Source organism: Bradyrhizobium sp. MI1.7, from assembly GCF_055811795.1.
On sequence record NZ_JBVVPO010000040.1, the window covers coordinates 31,100 to 46,042 of the forward strand.

Here is a 14,943-nt window from a genome sequence, read left to right on the forward strand (position 1 = left end):
CTCTATTTTTCCTCGACAATACAATCTGGTTGTGTGTTTACGATCGAAAACGATATAGATCCGTCGGCCTTGGCGAATAGGTCTTTGCCCAACGACCAACCAGCACAATCTGGCTTTGGTCCGAAAATCGAAGGGTTGCCGAGTGCTTCTGTCAGTTTGTCGCGGATAATCCCGGACGATTGCTCAGTTGTGAAAAAGAGCAATGCTCGAATCTTTCTGTCCTTCAGATTCTTCGGCCGATCAAAAAAATACGTAACTTCCCTGAACGTGGCGTGGTCTAATTTAATCGACCAATATGAGGCAACGTTCTTTGTAACTTTTTCCTCTGGATAGTTACCAAGAATGGCTTCAGGACTGTCGCCGATCTTCACTTTGCTCAAACCAATGGGATAAGGGTTGCCCACCGAGAATACGTTGTTGATCTGGGCTGCTTTGAGCTCGAGCTTGGCCTTCGCAGTGTCTTCAGTCGCCTTCTTGAGCTGTTCCCTTAACGCCGCAACTTCTTGCGTTTGGCTTCGCGCCGACGAGACTTCATTTTGAAGCGATGCTGTCATCGTCGGAAAGATCACGGTCTGCGCAAAGATCAGCGCGGCAGCGCCGCTGCCGATTGCGATGACAACTGGATGATCTTGCCACTTTTTTGTGTCGTCAGGCGTCGGCATCAACTGTAACCTTGGCTCGGCTTGTCATCGTTGGGTGCCTTCCATCCGTTCATCTCATCGTGGAGCAGGAAATCGAGGTCGTCGGTGTTAGGCGCCCGAACGATGGCGGGAGTCCAGTGATACCGCTCGACCAGGTAGAACCAGACGGCCTCGAGTCCCCATCGATCGTACTTGTGTTTCTGCGCAAGGTGATCACCGAAGCAGTCGATCAGGTGCTGGATCTCGGCTTGCGATTTTCGGAGGCTCCGGTTGATCTTCCGTCCCTCGCTGTCTGTCGTCATTCGTTCCCTCATGAATCGATTCGCGGGCGATGAGGATGGCACTCTCGCCGCTAGTGGTGGAGCGAACGATCGCTTTTCGCGACTCTATTCACAGGGAGTCCGTCGTCCGATCGCCGAGTGGGCGGTGGCTGTGCTTCCCTAAAGCCCCGGCTTGATCTCTCTAGTCACATTCATCGTCTTGAGCGTCTCGCCTTCATCGGCGAGCTTGATCCGTAGAGTGAATGTGATGTCAACGCCATTGATAGGCCAATCGTCTTTTTCGTCGGTTACGCCGGATACGGTTCCCTTCATGGTAGCTGAATTCTTTGGAGCAATGACCCCCATCGATTTGAGGCTCAGGGACGTACTGAGCTTCTCTACATTTTGACGCGAGCCCGACAGATAGAGATCACCATGTTCGAGTAGATGGAGGGCGGTGATGTCTTGCGGCACGATGTTGATGTCCCCACGATTGAAAATGTAGATCGTGAGGTCGGCGCTTCTCGCCTTGCTATTGGGGGCGACTTGCACATCGACGATCGGTGACTTCTCAAGAAGTTCGCGCTGGTCTTTTGCCGCGCTGAGGTCGTAGGAGCGCTTCGTAAAAAGCAGGCTGCCGCCGGAGATTATCAGCGCAATGGTCGAGACCACGGCGGCGTAATGCGCCGTTGAAAATGTGCTCTTCAATGACGGACCGCTGGGGGGGCCGGTTTTCTCCATGTTTAGGTCTCTCACTTTTGTGGTGGTTTCGACCAATCTACCGGCCCGCTCCGAAGCAGGAGGCCGACGCGGCGACGTTGAGCGTCAACGGTTTCACCGGAGACCCAAACGTATAGGCGCGATCGTCGCCGCGATTGCCGGAGCGATTGATCCGCCTTCACAAAGAAGGTCAATCGGAGAGAGTTGCTCTCCGGTATTTCTGCAGGCGGAGTGATCACAATCGACCGACATCCCTCTGGGAGTTCAATCGATCGGTCGTAGATCATGATCGCTTTTACGGAGTCTTCGTCTGTGTAGGCGTACCCACCAAGGCCAAGCGGCCACAAGACGCGGAGGCGTCCTATCCGGATCGGTGAGGCTGTCCAGCTCCTCAAATTCAACTTGGCCCACCGCACATTCCGGCGATCGACTCCATCGGTAACCGTCAAGGTCGAACCTGCCGCTTTCTTCCGTTCGTAGTCGCGCCATCGAAAGAACAGGGTAACGGCTGTCGCGAAGGACAGTCCGGACGCGAGATACTTTAGCCACTCGAACATGCCTAGCGCGGTGTCGCTAGATGCGAGCATTGATCCAGTCCCAAATCTCCTTCGAGAGCCAGCCTTGGTGCTGCCCGTTCACGAGTTTGGTGACCATCAACCTGTCGTTGGTATCCATGTGGCCCCGAATGTCAGAGTCCAGCGCGTCGGCCGTGGAGGTTGATTGGATGAACCATACGGAGTCTAGACCCTCATCTTTGATATGGGGGTAGCGCGACATGTGATCGACAAGGTTCTGTCGAGCCTGCGCGTAGTTCGGCTTGTGCCTATTCAAATCCCAAGTCACCAAATAAACGCCCATCGGCAATCTCCCTGATTCGCGTGATGCGATCAGGATGCCGTGTCACCCGCATTAGGCGAACCTATTGTCGAAGTTATCCTTGTTACGCACAGGCCAGCGCGCCCCGGGTTTTTTGGTCTAGTCCCAATGTGGGCGCAACTTCGATCCTGCATTTGATAGGCAGTTCGAAACGACCGCGATCAGCGATCTCGACTTGCTTTCCCATCAGCGGCACCAAGCGGATGAGCCGTGCGGCTGTTTCGGGTACGGAGTATTTTCGCCAGGCTCCGGACAAGAAGAAAAATACTATCTTGGCCGTCTAGTCCACGACCTTCGTCACGATGCGGATCTCCGAGGTCAGCGTCCGGTGCACCGGACACTTGTCGGCGATCTCCATCAGCTTCTTGCGCTGCTCCGCATCGAGCGCGCCGTCGATCGCGATGTCGCGCTCGATCTGGTCGAGCATGCCATCGCGCGTCTCGCACTCCGCGCAGTCCTTGGCGTAGATCTTGGAGTGCTTCAGCGTGACCGTGACGCGATCGAGCGGCAGCGATTTGCGATCGGCATAGAGGCGCATGGTCATGGAGGTGCAGGCACCAAGGCCGGCCAGCAGGAAGTCATAGGGGCCGGGACCGGCATCCTCGCCGCCGGCCGCGATCGGCTCGTCCGCCACCAGATGATGCGGGCCGACGGTGATGGCCTGGTTGAACTTGCTCTTGCGGGTCTCCTGCACCACCACTCTGCGCGGCTCTTCCGCGAGATCCATCGCCTTCGCGGGCTTCGCGGTGTCGATGTAGCGGCTGGCCCAGGCCGTGATCACGTCGGCCGCGTAGAGGGCGTCGGCCGGCTTGCTCAGCAGGTGATCGGCGTGGTCGAGCGAGACGAAGCTCTTGGGGTGTTTTGCCGCAACGAAAATCTTGGTCGCATTGTCGATGCCGACGGTGTCGTCGACAGGGGACTGCATCACGAGCAGGGCCTTGTGCAGGCCGGTGATGTCCTTCATCAGTTCTTGCTCGGCGATGTCGTCGAGGAATTCGCGCTTGATCCGGAACGGACGTCCCGCGAGCGAGACCTCGACTTCGCCCTGCGCGCGGATGCTGTCGAGATGCTCGCTGAACAGACCTGTGACGTGCGCGGGATCGGACGGCGCCGCGATGGTCACGACAGCCTTGGCTTCCGGAATCCTTCCGGCGGCGGCGACGATCGCGGCACCACCGAGGCTGTGGCCGATCAGGATCGACGGCGCCGTGCGGACCTGGCGCAGATGATCGGCGGCGCGCAAGAGGTCGGCGACGTTGGAGGAGAACGTCGAATTGGCGAAATCGCCTTCGCTGGAGCCGAGCCCGGTGAAGTCGAAGCGCAGCACCGCAATGCCCTTGGCGGCGAGCGCGACCGAGATGCGTTTTGCCGCCAGCGTGTCCTTGCCGCAGGTGAAGCAGTGCGCGAACAGCGCGTAGGCTGCGGGCTCGCCATCGGGCAGCTCCAGCGCGGCGGCTAGTTGATGACCGCCTTCGCCGGTGAATTGAAAGCGTTCCGTCGGCATGGGCTTCCCCCGTCCTTGCGTGAACCTAATCGGCTGAATAACGCTGCTCGGCCCAGGGATCGCCGCGGTTATGATAGCCGCGGACTTCCCAGAAGCCCAGCGCGTCCTCGGTCAGGAACTCGATGGCCTGAAGCCATTTGGCGCTCTTCCAGAAATACAGATGCGGCACGACGAGCCGTACCGGGCCGCCGTGCTCTTCGGTCAGCGGCTGACCCGACCAGCTGTGGGCGAGCAGCGCGTCCTCGGCGGCAAAGTCTTCCAGCGTGAGGTTGGTGGTGTAGCCGTCATGGGAATGCAGGACCACGAAGCGCGCGTCCTCGCGCGGCTGGCAAGCCGCAAGCAGCTCGCGCGTGGCGAGGCCTTCCCACTCATTGTCGTAGCGAGACCAGGTGGTCACGCAGTGAATGTCGGAGGTGATCTGCGCCTGCTTCTGCGCCGCGAATTCGGCAAAGGTCCAGAACACGGGGGTCTCGATCGCACCGTAAACGTCGAGCCGCCAGCGCTCGCGCGAAACCGGCGGCACGACTCCGAGATCGAGCACCGGCCAGTCCTTGGTGAGATGCTGGCCCGGCGGTAGCCGCTGATCCTCCGGTCGCGTAACGCGGCCCGTGAGGAAGCGGCCTTCGCGCGCCCATTTCTCCTTGGTGCGCGTCAGCTTGCTGTCGGGCGGCTCGTTGTCGTCGGCCATGAGCTACTCGTGGCGATGCATCGCGGAGGCGTGCTTGGTGTCACGCATGGTGGAATAGATGATCAGCGACAGGCAGATGACGCCGGCGAGATAGTAGTAGAACCACTCCTCGTGCCCGATGCTCTTGAAATAGAGCGCGATCGCCGGCGCCGTGCCGCCGAAGATCGAGACCGTGATGGCGTAGGGCAGGCCGACACCGAGGGCGCGGACATTGGTCGGGAACAGCTCGGCCTTCACCACCGCGTTGATCGAGGTGTAACCGGCGACGAACAGCCACGCGCAGCAGATCAGAATGAAGGCCATGAACGGCGACTTGGTCTCCTTCAGCGTCATCAGCAGCGGCACGGTCGCGAGCGTACCGGCGACGCCGAAGAAGATCAGCAACGGTTTGCGGCCGATCTTGTCGGAGATCGCGCCGTAGATCGGCTGGAGGATGGTCGCGAAGATCAGCGTGCCGAAGATCACGAAAGTGGTCTGGTCCTCGGTCAGGCCGACCGAGAGCTTGACGAAGGTCTGCATGTAGGTGGTGAAGGTGTAGAACGCCGCGGTACCGCCGGCCGTGAGGCCGACCACCAGCAGCAGCTCGCGGGGGTAGCGCAGCAAATTGGTGATCGAGCCGGTCGGCTTCACCACCTTCTTGGCTTCCTCGAAGGCCTCGGTCTCGTGCAGATTGCGCCGCATCACTGCGGCAAAGATCGCCAGCGCCGCGCCGATCGCAAACGGGATGCGCCAGCCCCAGGCCTTGAGCTCCTCCGGCGTGAGGAAGACCTTTTGCAGGAGCAGCAGCACGATGATCGCGGTGAGCTGGCCGCCGATCAGGGTGACGTATTGAAAGCTCGAATAGAAGCCGCGATGCTTGGGATCGGCGACCTCGCTGAGATAGGTCGCGCTGGCACCATATTCGCCGCCGAGGCTCAGGCCCTCGATGACGCGGGCGAGCGCCAGGATCACCGGCGCGGCGAAACCGATGGTCGCATAGGTCGGCGTCAGCGCGATGATCAGCGAGCCGAAGCACATGAAGACGACCGACAAGGTCAGCGAGATGCGCCGGCCGAAATGATCCGCGATGTAGCCGAACAGCCAGCCGCCCAGGGGGCGCATCAGGAAGGTCGCCGCGAACACCACGGCGACGTTCAATTGCTGGACGACGGGGTCGTTGCCAGGGAAGAAGGCCGGAGCGAAATAGAGCGCGAACGCCGTATAGGCGTAAAAATCGTACCACTCGACGAGATTGCCGATCGAGCCGATGAAGATCGCCTTGATCCGCCGTTTGGCGTCGGCGATGTCGATGTCGATGTGATCAGAGGCCGGTAGGGTTGCTTGCTCTGTCACGTCCGGCCTCTCTCCGTTGGTCTTGGAAAGGCCTACATCGCCTTTCCGAACAGAAATGGCAACTGGCGGGGGCCTCTCACCGTGCCCTGTGACCAGGTCACCGTGCCTGCCGGATCGAGGGAGAAGTCCGGGATCCGCTTCAGCCATTCCTCCAGCGCAACCTGCATCTCCATGCGTGCAAGGTTGGAACCGACGCAGCGGTGGATGCCGAGGCCGAAGGCGGCATGGCGATTCTCCCGGCGGTCGATCACGACTTTGTCAGCGTCCGGAAACATCTTGGGGTCGCGGTTGGCGGCCGGGAACGACAGCAGCACCATGTTGCCCGCCTTGACCGGGCAGCCCGAGATCGTGGTCTCCTTGACCACCTCGCGGGCCATGGTCACCGGCGAATAGGCCCGCAGCAGCTCCTCCACGGCGATCGGGATCAGCCCGGGCTCGGCGATCAGCCGTTCGCGGTCGGCCGGCGTCCGGGCGAGATGCCAGAGCGAGGAGCCGATCGCACTCCAGGTGGTGTCGATGCCGGCGATCAGGAGCAGCCGCAGCGAACCCAGCACATGGGACTCTTCCAGCGGCTGGCCTTCCTTGTCCTTGGCGTTCATCAAATAGGAAATCAGGTCGTCGGTCGGCTTCGATCTGCGCTCCTCGATATGCGTCCTGAAATAGGCGCTCATCTCCTGCACGGCCTGGAGCAGCTTGCTCTCGTCCTTGATGCCGAGCTCGAGGATCATGTGGATCCAGTCGATGAACCGATCGCTGTCGCTCTCGGGAATGCCGAGCATGTGGGCGATAGCCTGAACCGGAATATATTTGCTGTAGCGCGCTGCGGCATCGACCTTGCCATCGGCGATGAACCCGTCGATCAGCTCGTTGCAGATCGCGCGCATCCGCGGTTCCAGCTTCTTCATCGCGTCCGGCGTGAAAGGCGGCAACAGCAATTGCTTGGCTGGCTTGTGTACGGGCGGGTCGGAGGTGATCGGCGGAGCGGCGTTCCTGGCGACTTCGGGTCGAACGTCACGGACGATGATGCGGCGCGAGGAGAAATGCTCGGTGTCGTTGGCGATCTCGCGCACCGCCTCATAAGTCGTCGGCATGTAGCAGCCGAGGAAGCGCTTTGTATGCACCACCGGGCTCGCGGAGCGAAGCTCCTCCCAGATCGAGAACGGATCCTCCGTCCATTGCGGATCGGTGTGGTCGAAATCGTTGACCCAGTCGGTGACGGGCGGGTGGGCGACAGGCTGGCTGACGTCGGACATGGCAGGAAATCCCTCGGGGCTCGTGTTCGCTAAAAGCACGCAAGCGGGCAGGGGCCGCGCTACTCCTCGATCACATCGATCGCAATTTCCGGGCAGTTGGATTTGGCAAGCCACGCCTTGTCTTCGAGACCGGGGGGCACGGTGCCGTCCCCGGCCTCATGGGCGTTGCCGTATTCGTCGAGCTCGAACAGCTCCGGCGCGAGCGCCTTGCAGCGCGCGTGGCCCTGGCATTTGTCGGGATCGACGTGAACCCTCAGTCGCTCTGTCATGGCGGCTTCCTCGGTCGTGTGCGCGGGGCCCGAAGGCCGCGCGATCCTCATGTCAATTTTATCGGCGGCATTTGCCGCCGCTTTAAGTTATATGCTATTACATTCGCGGCGGGCTTCCCCTGTCAAGCGCAAACTTATAGGCTTGACGTAACATGCGTTCACAACTCGTCCGTAAGCCGGAGAATACTTACCACCATGGCGATCTCCGTGACGCCTTGATCAAGGCCGCGCTGCGCGAGGCGGAGCAGGGCGGCGCCGAGGCGATCAGCATCAAGGCGCTTGCCAAACAGCTCGGCGTCTCGCAGCCGGCGCCGTATCGGCATTTTGCCGACCGTGATGCGCTGCTAACGGCGGTGACGGCGGAAGCGTTCCGGCAGCTCAGTGCACTTCTGCGCGAGGCGATGGCGAAGCCGTCGAAGCAATCGAAACTGTCGCGGCTGGCGCAGGCGACGCTCGATTTCGGTCTGCGCCGCAACGGCATCTATCGCCTGATGTTCGCTTCCCGCACCGTGTCATGCGCGGCAAAGGGCAGCGAGCTGCACGACGCCACGCGCGAGACTTTTGCGCTGGTGATCGAAGCCCTCGAGGCGCCGGCGGTCGGCTTCTTGCGCGAGCGGCAAGCGCTCAAGATCTGGGCGGCGTTGCATGGCGTGGTGATGCTGGCCGAGCAGGGCCTGTTCACCGGCGAGGCCGCGCATGCCACGCGCGAGGAACTGGTCGAGGACTTTGTGAACGAAACGAAGGCCGCGCTTGCTGCTGCGATCAAGGATGCGCGTCGTCGGAAAAAGGCCGGCGCCTAGGCCTTCGCTTTCAGCAGCCTCATCAACTTGTCGACCGCGCTGTCCGGGGTCGTCACGACCGGGCGGCCGGTGGCTTCGGCGACCAGCGGCGCGGTTGCCGCGATGCTGAATTGCGCGAGCGCAATGACGTCGCAATCGCGCAAGTCCTTTGAAGCCTCGACAATCAGCCTGTCGTGCGTGGCGCGATCGCCGCGATCGAGCGCCGCCAGCGCGCCCTCGGCGAGTTTCGGCACGACCTGGGCCGAGGCCGGAAACTCCGGTGGCATCGAGGCCAGTGTCGGCGGGAAGGTCGAGAGCAGGCCAATTCGCTTGCCCATGGTCACGGCCTGCTCGATCATCGCCTCGTTCGGCTTCAGCACGGGCATTGGCGCATGTGCGCGCGCGACGGCCTCGATGCAGGGGCCGAACGCCGAGCAGGTGAACAGGATTCCGTTCGCTCCCGTAGCTGCCGCATAGTCGCCGAGCGCGAGGAAGTGCTCGGTCATGGCATCGTTGAGCACGCCGTCGCGGGCCAGATCCGCCGACAGGCTGTCGTCGAGCAGGTTCATCAGCCGCGCCTCTGGCCACGCCTTCGCGAACGCAGCCTCGATCGGCGCGATGGAATGCTTGAGGGCGTGAATCAGGGCGATGCGCATCGGTGTCTCTTCTCCCTCTCCCCGTTCTTACGGGGAGAGGGTCGGGGTGAGGGGCTCTATCCACGTTGAAAGTGAGGGATTAATTCGCGGAGGCTCCCCCTCACCCGACCGCTGCGCGGTCGACCTCTCCCCGCAGGCGGGGAGAGGTGAAGCACCGTTTACTTGAACGGCACCGCGTACATCAAGCCGCCCTTGCTCCAGAGGCCGTTGAGGCCGCGGTCGAGCTTGAGCGGGCTCGCCTTGCCGACATTGCGCTCGTAGATCTCGCCGTAATTGCCGGTGGCCTTGATCACCGTCACCAGCCATTTGTTATCGAGACCGAGCCGCGAGCCGAGGTCGCCGGAGGCACCCAGCAGGCGCTGGACCGCCGGCGTCTGTGACTTCGCCATCTCGTCGACATTGCCTTGCGTGACACCGAGTTCCTCGGCCTCGATCAGGCCGTAATGCAACCAGGTGATAATGTCGCTCCAGACTTCGTCACCGTTGCGGGTGAACGGGCCGAGCGGCTCCTTGCTGATGGTCTGCGGCAGCACGACGTAGTCGGCCGGATTCGGCGCCGCGGTCGTCACGGCGCCGGCGAGCGCGGAGGCATCCTGGGTCATGGCATCGCAGCGGCCGCCGAAGAAGGTCTGGTACATGGTGTCGACGCGGTCGAACACCAGCGGCTTCCAGTCGATGCCGTTGGCGCGGCCGTAATCGCCGAGCGTGACTTCATGCGTGGTGCCCTGCGCGACGCAGACAGTCGCACCCTTCAAATCCTTGATCTCCTTCACGCCGAGGTCCTTCTTCACGACAAAGCCCTGGCCGTCATAGAAGTTGACCGGCCCCTGGCGGAGGCCCAGCGTCACGCCGCGCAGATAGGTCTGCGTCGAGTTGCGGTAGAGTACGTCGATCTCGCCCGATTGCAGCGCGGTGAAGCGATTCTGCGCGGTCAGCGAGACGTAGCGCACCTTGCTGGCGTCGCCGAGCACGCCGGCCGCGAGCGCGCGGCAATAATCGACGTCGAGACCCTTGTAATTGCCCTGCGAGTCCGGCGCGGAGAAACCGGCAAAGCCGGCGCTGACGCCGCAGATCAGCGTGCCGCGGCTCTTCACCGTGTCGAGCGTCGCCGCCGACGCGGCAACCGTCGATGCTGCAAGCATGCCGGCTACGATAACCACTTTCCTCATCATATGACTCTCCCCTCAGTGATTGACACTACGCAACACGTTGTCGACGGCGGTGCCGAGCTTGTCGACGATCAGATCGATCTCGGCAGCCGAAGCGATATAGGGCGGCGCCAGCAGCACATGGTCGCCACGGGCGCCGTCCACGGTACCGCCACCGGGATAGCAGCCGAGCCCGTTGGCGAAGGCTTCCGCCTTGATCTTCTGGTTCAGCTTGAGCGCGGGATCGAACGAGGTGCGGCCGGCGCGATCGGCGACGAGCTCGATCGCCCAGAACAGGCCGCGGCCCCTGATGTCGCCGATATGGCGGTGATTGCCGAAGCGCTCGGTCAGGCGCTGCTCGAGTTGCTTGCCGCGCTCCTTGACGCGGTCTAGCAGGCGGTCCTCGCGGATCACATCCTGCACCGCGAGCGCGGCTGCGCAGGCGAGGGGATGCGCCAGATAGGTGTGGCCATGCTGGAACGCGCCGGAGCCCGAGCGGATGGTGTCGATGATCTTGCCGCTCGCGAGCATCGCGCCGATCGGCTGATAGCCGCCGCCGAGACCCTTTGCGATCGCCTGGATATCCGGAGCAACGCCCTCCTGCTCCCAGGCGTGCGTCGTGCCGGTGCGGCCCATGCCGCTCATGACTTCGTCGAGGACGAGGAGGGCGCCATGCCGGTCGCAGATCTCGCGCACCGCCTTGAAGTAGCCGTCCGGTGCCGTCACCGCACCGGCGGTGGCACCGACGACGGGCTCGGCGAGGAACGCGGCGACGGTGTCGGGGCCAAGCCGCTGAAATTCGGCTTCGAGCTCCGCGGCCAGTCGCGCCACGAACTGCGCATCGGATTCGCCCTCGTGCTTCTCGTGATAGGCGAAGGCCGGCGTCACATGGCTGAAGGCACCGGACAGCAGGGGCGCATAGGGCGCGCGCCGCCAGGTATTGCCACCGGCGGCGAGCGCGCCGAGCGTGTTGCCGTGATAGCTCTGCCGCCGCGCAATGAAGTGCTGCCGCTGCGGCTCGCCGCGCTCGATGAAATATTGCCGCGCCAGCTTGATGCTGGCTTCGATCGCCTCCGATCCGCCACTGACGAAATAGGCGTAGGCGAGACCGCCGGGTTCATGCCCGACCAGCGTCTCGGCCAGCGCCTCGGCCGGCTCGGAGGAGAAGAAGGCGGTGTGCGCATAGGCCAGCGTCGAGGCTTGTTTTGCCATCGCCGCGATCACGCGCGGATGCTGATGGCCGAGGCAGGAGACGGCTGCGCCGCCGGAGGCGTCGATCACGCGCCGCCCGTCCTCGGCGAAAAGATAGACGCCTTCGCCGCCGATCGCCTTGGGTGGCGTTTCGCGCAACGAACGGTGCAGCACGCGGCTGGTGCGAGCGGCCATGGGTCAACCTTTCTCTGAAATGTATGTGGAGGCCGCGGCGAGCCGCGCCTCGGTGGTTTCCAGGCGCTTCTTCGCGGCCGTGCCGCCGAGCGAGAATGTGACCGCCGCGAGCGATTGCGCAATCGCGATGGCACCCGTGAGACTCGGGAAGAAGCCGGGGGACGAGGCCGCCTCGAACAGCAGCACGTGGTCGGCGCCTTCTGCCATCGGCGCTGAGAGGCTGTCCGCGATCGCGATCAGCGCTGCGCCGGCACGATGGGCGGCCTGCGCAACGCGGACGCTCGCATGCGTGTAGGGCAGGAAGCCGATGACGATGACGGCTTCGCCGGTACGAAAGGCGCCGAGATCGAGATCGTCGGGGCCGGATGCGCCGACGAGTTGCACCTGTTCGGGACGGAACAGCCGGAGCTCGTAGTTCAAGAGCTCCGCGACGCTCCGGCAGCTTCGGTAACCGGCAATCCAGATACGCTTGGCGTCGTGCAGCGCGCGGGCTGCATCCGCAATCGGCTGGGCCGGAATGCGCAGAAGGCCGGCGCCCTCGGCCTCGAGCTTGTCGGTGACGAGCGCGACATCGGCGTTCGGGCCGTGACGGCGGCTCTTGGCGCGGCCCGAGAAAGGTGAGATCTGCGAAGGCCGCCGCGCTTCGGTGAGTGCCGCGCGCAACTGGTCCCAGCCGGAATAGCCGATGGCCTTGGCAAGCCGCGTGAATGCAGCCGGGTCGGCGCCGGCCTCGGCGGCGAGATCGCGCATCGAACGGGTGGTGGCGTCGTAGTCATTGGCGGCAACGAAGCGGCCGACCTCCTGCAGGCGCAGGGGGAGCGATGGCAACGCAATGCGCAGTTCGCTCAAGGGCGAGGATTTCGTGGGCTCGGCCATGAAACATTTGTTGCACGCTTTTAAGATTGGTGCAACAGTTGACGTGCGCCGCCGGAAATCGTTGCTCGCCAGAAGGATTTTTGTGCTGTGACTTCAGACAGTCCAAGACCGCCGCCCCGCCGTCGCTTCTTCGGCGGATTTGGCCGCCGAGAGCTGCAAGGCCTGTTCTGGCAGGTGCTCGTCGTCGGAATCGTGCTTGGGGTTGTCGCCTTCCTCTGGTGCAACACCGTCACCAATCTCTCGGCCCGCCGCATCACCACCGGCTTCGCTTTCCTCGGCCGGGAAGCCGGCATGCCGATCGCCGACAGCCTGCTCTCTTATAATCCGAGAGACACGTACCTGTGGGCCTTCGTCGTCGGCATCGCCAACACCTTGCGCGTCGCCGTGATCGGCATCGTGCTCGCGACGATCCTGGGCACGCTGATCGGCATTTCGCGTCTCTCCGCCAACTGGCTGTTGTCGCGGCTCGCCGCCGTCTATGTCGAAACGCTCCGCGACATCCCGCTGCTGCTTCAGCTCTTGTTCTGGTACGTGTTGATGCAGGCGCTGCCGGCCGCGCGCGCGGCCTGGCGGCCGGTCGAGGGCGTATTTCTGTCCAATCGCGGCCTGATCCTGCCGGCGATTCCGGTCGGCTCGCCGCAGCTCTGGGTGCTCGGTACAGCCGTGCTCGGGCTTGCCGTGTTCTATCTCATCAGGCGATGGCTGATCGCGCAGCAGATGCGCGACGGCAAGCCGCGGCCGGCGTGGCCCTTTGCGGTTGGCCTCATCGTCGCGCTGCCGGCGGCAATGTCGGTGGCGCTTGGTGTGTCCTGGAAGATCGAATGGCCGGAGCTGCGCGGCTTCAACTTCGTCGGCGGGCTGACGCTCGCGCCGGAGTATTTCGCGCTGCTGATCGCGCTCGTGACCTACACCTCGGCCTTCATTGCCGAGATCGTGCGCAGCGGCATCCAGTCCGTGCCGCGCGGACAATGGGATGCCGCCAATGCGCTCGGCTTGCGCCGCAGCTTCATGCTGCGGCAGATCATCCTGCCCCAGGCGCTGCGCGTCATCGTGCCGCCGATGACGAGCCAGTACCTCAACCTGACCAAGAACTCCTCGCTCGCGGTCGCGATCGGCTACCAGGACGTCGTGTCTGTCGCCAATACCACGCTGAACCAGACCGGGCAGGCGATCGAGGCCATCGCGCTGATCATGGCGGTGTTCTTGACCATCAGCCTCTGCATCAGCTTCTTCATGAACTGGTACAATTCGCGCATCGCGCTGGTGGAGCGCTGATCATGACGGCGATCGCCGATATTCCGGACGCCCCGCGCGCTGCCCGCCGCCCGCAGATGGGCAACCCGGTGCTGCGCTGGCTCCGCACCAATTTGTTCTCGTCGATCCCGAACGCTATTCTTTCGGTCGTGTTGCTGGCAGTCCTCGCCAAGGGCATCTTCAGCTTCGTGCAGTGGGGCATCGCGAATGCCGTGTGGCTCACGCCGGCAAACGACTCCAGCGCCTGCCGCGCCGCGCGCGGCCTCGGTGCCTGCTGGGCGATCATCCCCGAAAAATATCGCTTCATACTGTTCGGCACCTATCCGTTCGACGAGCAGTGGCGGCCGGCGCTGTCGGTGGTGCTGTTCATCGCGCTGTTCTATCTCTCCACCCGCCGCGCCCTGTGGCGGCGCGAGCTGGCCTATATCTGGATCGGCGCGCTGGCGCTGATCAGCGTACTGATGTGGGGCGGCGTGTTCGGCCTCTCCTTCGTCTCGCAGGACCGTTGGGGCGGATTGCCGGTGACACTGATCCTGGCGACGTTTGGATTGGCCTTTGGTTTCCCGCTCGGCATCCTCGTCGCGCTCGGCCGGCGCTCAAAGCTGCCGGCGATCCGCTCGCTCAGCGTGCTCTATGTCGAACTGATCCGCGGCGTGCCGCTGGTGAGCCTGTTGTTCATGGCGAGCGTGATGTTTCCGCTGTTCATGCCGAGCGGCTTCAATATCGACAAGCTGCTGCGCGCGCAGATCGCCATCATCCTGTTCGCGGGCGCGTATCTTGCCGAAGTCATCCGCGGCGGCCTCCAGGCCGTGCCGCGCGGGCAATATGAGGCCGCCGATGCGCTCGGGCTGTCCTACTGGCGCAAGCATCGTCTGATCGTGCTGCCGCAGGCGATCCGCCACGTCATCCCGCCGCTGGTCAACACCTTCATCGCGTTTTTCAAGGACACCAGCCTAGTCCTGATCATCGGCATCTTCGACCTGCTGACGACGGCCAAGACCGCGATCATCGATCCGGCCTGGCAGCAATTCTCGGTCGAGGTCTACATCTTCGTCGCCGCGATCTACTTTGTCTTTTGCTTTGCGATGTCGCGGTACAGTCGCGGCCTGGAGGCGAATACCGCCTCGAGGTGAGCGGCTTTCCCCGCCGCGGGAGCGAGCCAGAAACGCTGGAAGCCTATACTGGAGCGCGAAATGCTTATGCCGCGCCTATATCGCGTGCCTGGATTCAAACTGGCAATCCTACGCGGCGAGATCCATCTGCAATTTGCTGGTGGCACTCACAAGAGGCACGTCACATCA

General features: G+C 63.0%; 16 protein-coding genes. 3 read left to right on the plus strand and 13 right to left on the minus strand.

Annotated features, from left to right (window positions below; all coding sequences use genetic code 11):
* Positions 1-2: 2 nt before the first annotated feature.
* The 9 genes from AC0L3X_RS29820 to AC0L3X_RS29860 all read right to left on the minus strand — a co-directional run bounded on the left by AC0L3X_RS29820 (position 3) and on the right by AC0L3X_RS29860 (position 7,543).
* The gene (locus AC0L3X_RS29820; protein WP_231144410.1) at positions 3-662 is read right to left on the minus strand and encodes a hypothetical protein; all 660 of its coding nucleotides are present in this window, start codon (positions 660-662) and stop codon (positions 3-5) included.
* Positions 662-943, minus strand: a complete 282-nt coding sequence (locus tag AC0L3X_RS29825; RefSeq protein WP_084795234.1) for a hypothetical protein — start codon at positions 941-943, stop codon at positions 662-664. The genes AC0L3X_RS29820 and AC0L3X_RS29825 overlap by 1 nt, the downstream gene beginning before the upstream one ends.
* Positions 944-1,081: 138 nt before the next feature.
* Complete coding sequence (locus tag AC0L3X_RS29830; RefSeq protein WP_063984723.1) at positions 1,082-1,642, minus strand: hypothetical protein; 561 nt, start codon at positions 1,640-1,642, stop codon at positions 1,082-1,084.
* 552 nt (positions 1,643-2,194) lie between these two features.
* On the minus strand, positions 2,195-2,479 hold the full coding sequence (locus AC0L3X_RS29835; protein WP_231144411.1) for a hypothetical protein: 285 nt from the start codon (positions 2,477-2,479) through the stop codon (positions 2,195-2,197).
* A 298-nt stretch (positions 2,480-2,777) separates the two neighbouring features.
* Positions 2,778-4,001, minus strand: a complete 1,224-nt coding sequence (locus AC0L3X_RS29840) for a bifunctional alpha/beta hydrolase/OsmC family protein (protein WP_063984722.1) — start codon at positions 3,999-4,001, stop codon at positions 2,778-2,780.
* Between the two features lie 25 nt (positions 4,002-4,026).
* Entirely contained in the window at positions 4,027-4,689 is a 663-nt protein-coding gene (locus AC0L3X_RS29845; RefSeq protein WP_283018529.1) for a sulfite oxidase-like oxidoreductase, read from the minus strand.
* A gap of 3 nt (positions 4,690-4,692) precedes the next feature.
* Positions 4,693-6,021, minus strand: a complete 1,329-nt coding sequence (locus AC0L3X_RS29850; RefSeq protein ID WP_063984720.1) for an MFS transporter — start codon at positions 6,019-6,021, stop codon at positions 4,693-4,695.
* A 32-nt stretch (positions 6,022-6,053) separates the two neighbouring features.
* Positions 6,054-7,274, minus strand: coding sequence for a cytochrome P450 (locus AC0L3X_RS29855; RefSeq protein ID WP_063984719.1), 1,221 nt, complete (start codon positions 7,272-7,274; stop codon positions 6,054-6,056).
* 59 nt (positions 7,275-7,333) lie between these two features.
* Entirely contained in the window at positions 7,334-7,543 is a 210-nt protein-coding gene (locus tag AC0L3X_RS29860) for a ferredoxin (RefSeq protein WP_007607931.1), read from the minus strand.
* Between the two features lie 152 nt (positions 7,544-7,695).
* Between AC0L3X_RS29860 and AC0L3X_RS29865 the strand changes: the two genes are divergently transcribed.
* Entirely contained in the window at positions 7,696-8,343 is a 648-nt protein-coding gene (locus AC0L3X_RS29865; RefSeq protein WP_063984718.1) for a TetR/AcrR family transcriptional regulator, read from the plus strand.
* On the opposite strand, the gene AC0L3X_RS29870 is transcribed toward AC0L3X_RS29865, so the two are convergent.
* The 4 genes from AC0L3X_RS29870 to AC0L3X_RS29885 form a co-directional block, all read right to left on the minus strand.
* Positions 8,340-8,978, minus strand: coding sequence for an aspartate/glutamate racemase family protein (locus AC0L3X_RS29870; RefSeq protein ID WP_063984717.1), 639 nt, complete (start codon positions 8,976-8,978; stop codon positions 8,340-8,342). The genes AC0L3X_RS29865 and AC0L3X_RS29870 overlap by 4 nt on opposite strands.
* A gap of 158 nt (positions 8,979-9,136) precedes the next feature.
* Positions 9,137-10,150 carry an amino acid ABC transporter substrate-binding protein gene (locus AC0L3X_RS29875; protein ID WP_063984716.1) on the minus strand — a complete coding sequence of 338 codons (1,014 nt, stop codon included), beginning with the start codon at positions 10,148-10,150 and terminating at the stop codon, positions 9,137-9,139.
* Positions 10,151-10,162: 12 nt separating this feature from the next.
* Positions 10,163-11,512 (minus strand): aspartate aminotransferase family protein, encoded by a 1,350-nt coding sequence (locus AC0L3X_RS29880; protein WP_063984715.1) that lies wholly within the window; start codon positions 11,510-11,512, stop codon positions 10,163-10,165.
* A gap of 3 nt (positions 11,513-11,515) precedes the next feature.
* On the minus strand, positions 11,516-12,388 hold the full coding sequence (locus tag AC0L3X_RS29885; protein WP_063984714.1) for a MurR/RpiR family transcriptional regulator: 873 nt from the start codon (positions 12,386-12,388) through the stop codon (positions 11,516-11,518).
* Between the two features lie 87 nt (positions 12,389-12,475).
* Between AC0L3X_RS29885 and AC0L3X_RS29890 the strand changes: the two genes are divergently transcribed.
* Complete coding sequence (locus AC0L3X_RS29890; protein WP_283018531.1) at positions 12,476-13,663, plus strand: amino acid ABC transporter permease; 1,188 nt, start codon at positions 12,476-12,478, stop codon at positions 13,661-13,663.
* Between the two features lie 2 nt (positions 13,664-13,665).
* The gene (locus AC0L3X_RS29895) at positions 13,666-14,775 is read left to right on the plus strand and encodes an amino acid ABC transporter permease (protein WP_231144412.1); all 1,110 of its coding nucleotides are present in this window, start codon (positions 13,666-13,668) and stop codon (positions 14,773-14,775) included.
* Positions 14,776-14,943: the final 168 nt, after the last annotated feature.

Coding starts and splice junctions, on each gene's coding strand:
- AC0L3X_RS29845 (WP_283018529.1), bottom strand. CDS start 4,689: ATGGCCGACGACAACGAGCCGCCCGACAGCAAGCTGACGCGCACCAAG.
- AC0L3X_RS29875 (WP_063984716.1), bottom strand. CDS start 10,150: ATGATGAGGAAAGTGGTTATCGTAGCCGGCATGCTTGCAGCATCGACG.
- AC0L3X_RS29895 (WP_231144412.1), top strand. CDS start 13,666: ATGACGGCGATCGCCGATATTCCGGACGCCCCGCGCGCTGCCCGCCGC.
- AC0L3X_RS29840 (WP_063984722.1), bottom strand. CDS start 4,001: ATGCCGACGGAACGCTTTCAATTCACCGGCGAAGGCGGTCATCAACTA.
- AC0L3X_RS29820 (WP_231144410.1), bottom strand. CDS start 662: ATGCCGACGCCTGACGACACAAAAAAGTGGCAAGATCATCCAGTTGTC.
- AC0L3X_RS29830 (WP_063984723.1), bottom strand. CDS start 1,642: ATGGAGAAAACCGGCCCCCCCAGCGGTCCGTCATTGAAGAGCACATTT.
- AC0L3X_RS29870 (WP_063984717.1), bottom strand. CDS start 8,978: ATGCGCATCGCCCTGATTCACGCCCTCAAGCATTCCATCGCGCCGATC.
- AC0L3X_RS29885 (WP_063984714.1), bottom strand. CDS start 12,388: ATGGCCGAGCCCACGAAATCCTCGCCCTTGAGCGAACTGCGCATTGCG.
- AC0L3X_RS29860 (WP_007607931.1), bottom strand. CDS start 7,543: ATGACAGAGCGACTGAGGGTTCACGTCGATCCCGACAAATGCCAGGGC.
- AC0L3X_RS29855 (WP_063984719.1), bottom strand. CDS start 7,274: ATGTCCGACGTCAGCCAGCCTGTCGCCCACCCGCCCGTCACCGACTGG.
- AC0L3X_RS29825 (WP_084795234.1), bottom strand. CDS start 943: ATGACGACAGACAGCGAGGGACGGAAGATCAACCGGAGCCTCCGAAAA.
- AC0L3X_RS29835 (WP_231144411.1), bottom strand. CDS start 2,479: ATGGGCGTTTATTTGGTGACTTGGGATTTGAATAGGCACAAGCCGAAC.
- AC0L3X_RS29865 (WP_063984718.1), top strand. CDS start 7,696: ATGCGTTCACAACTCGTCCGTAAGCCGGAGAATACTTACCACCATGGC.
- AC0L3X_RS29880 (WP_063984715.1), bottom strand. CDS start 11,512: ATGGCCGCTCGCACCAGCCGCGTGCTGCACCGTTCGTTGCGCGAAACG.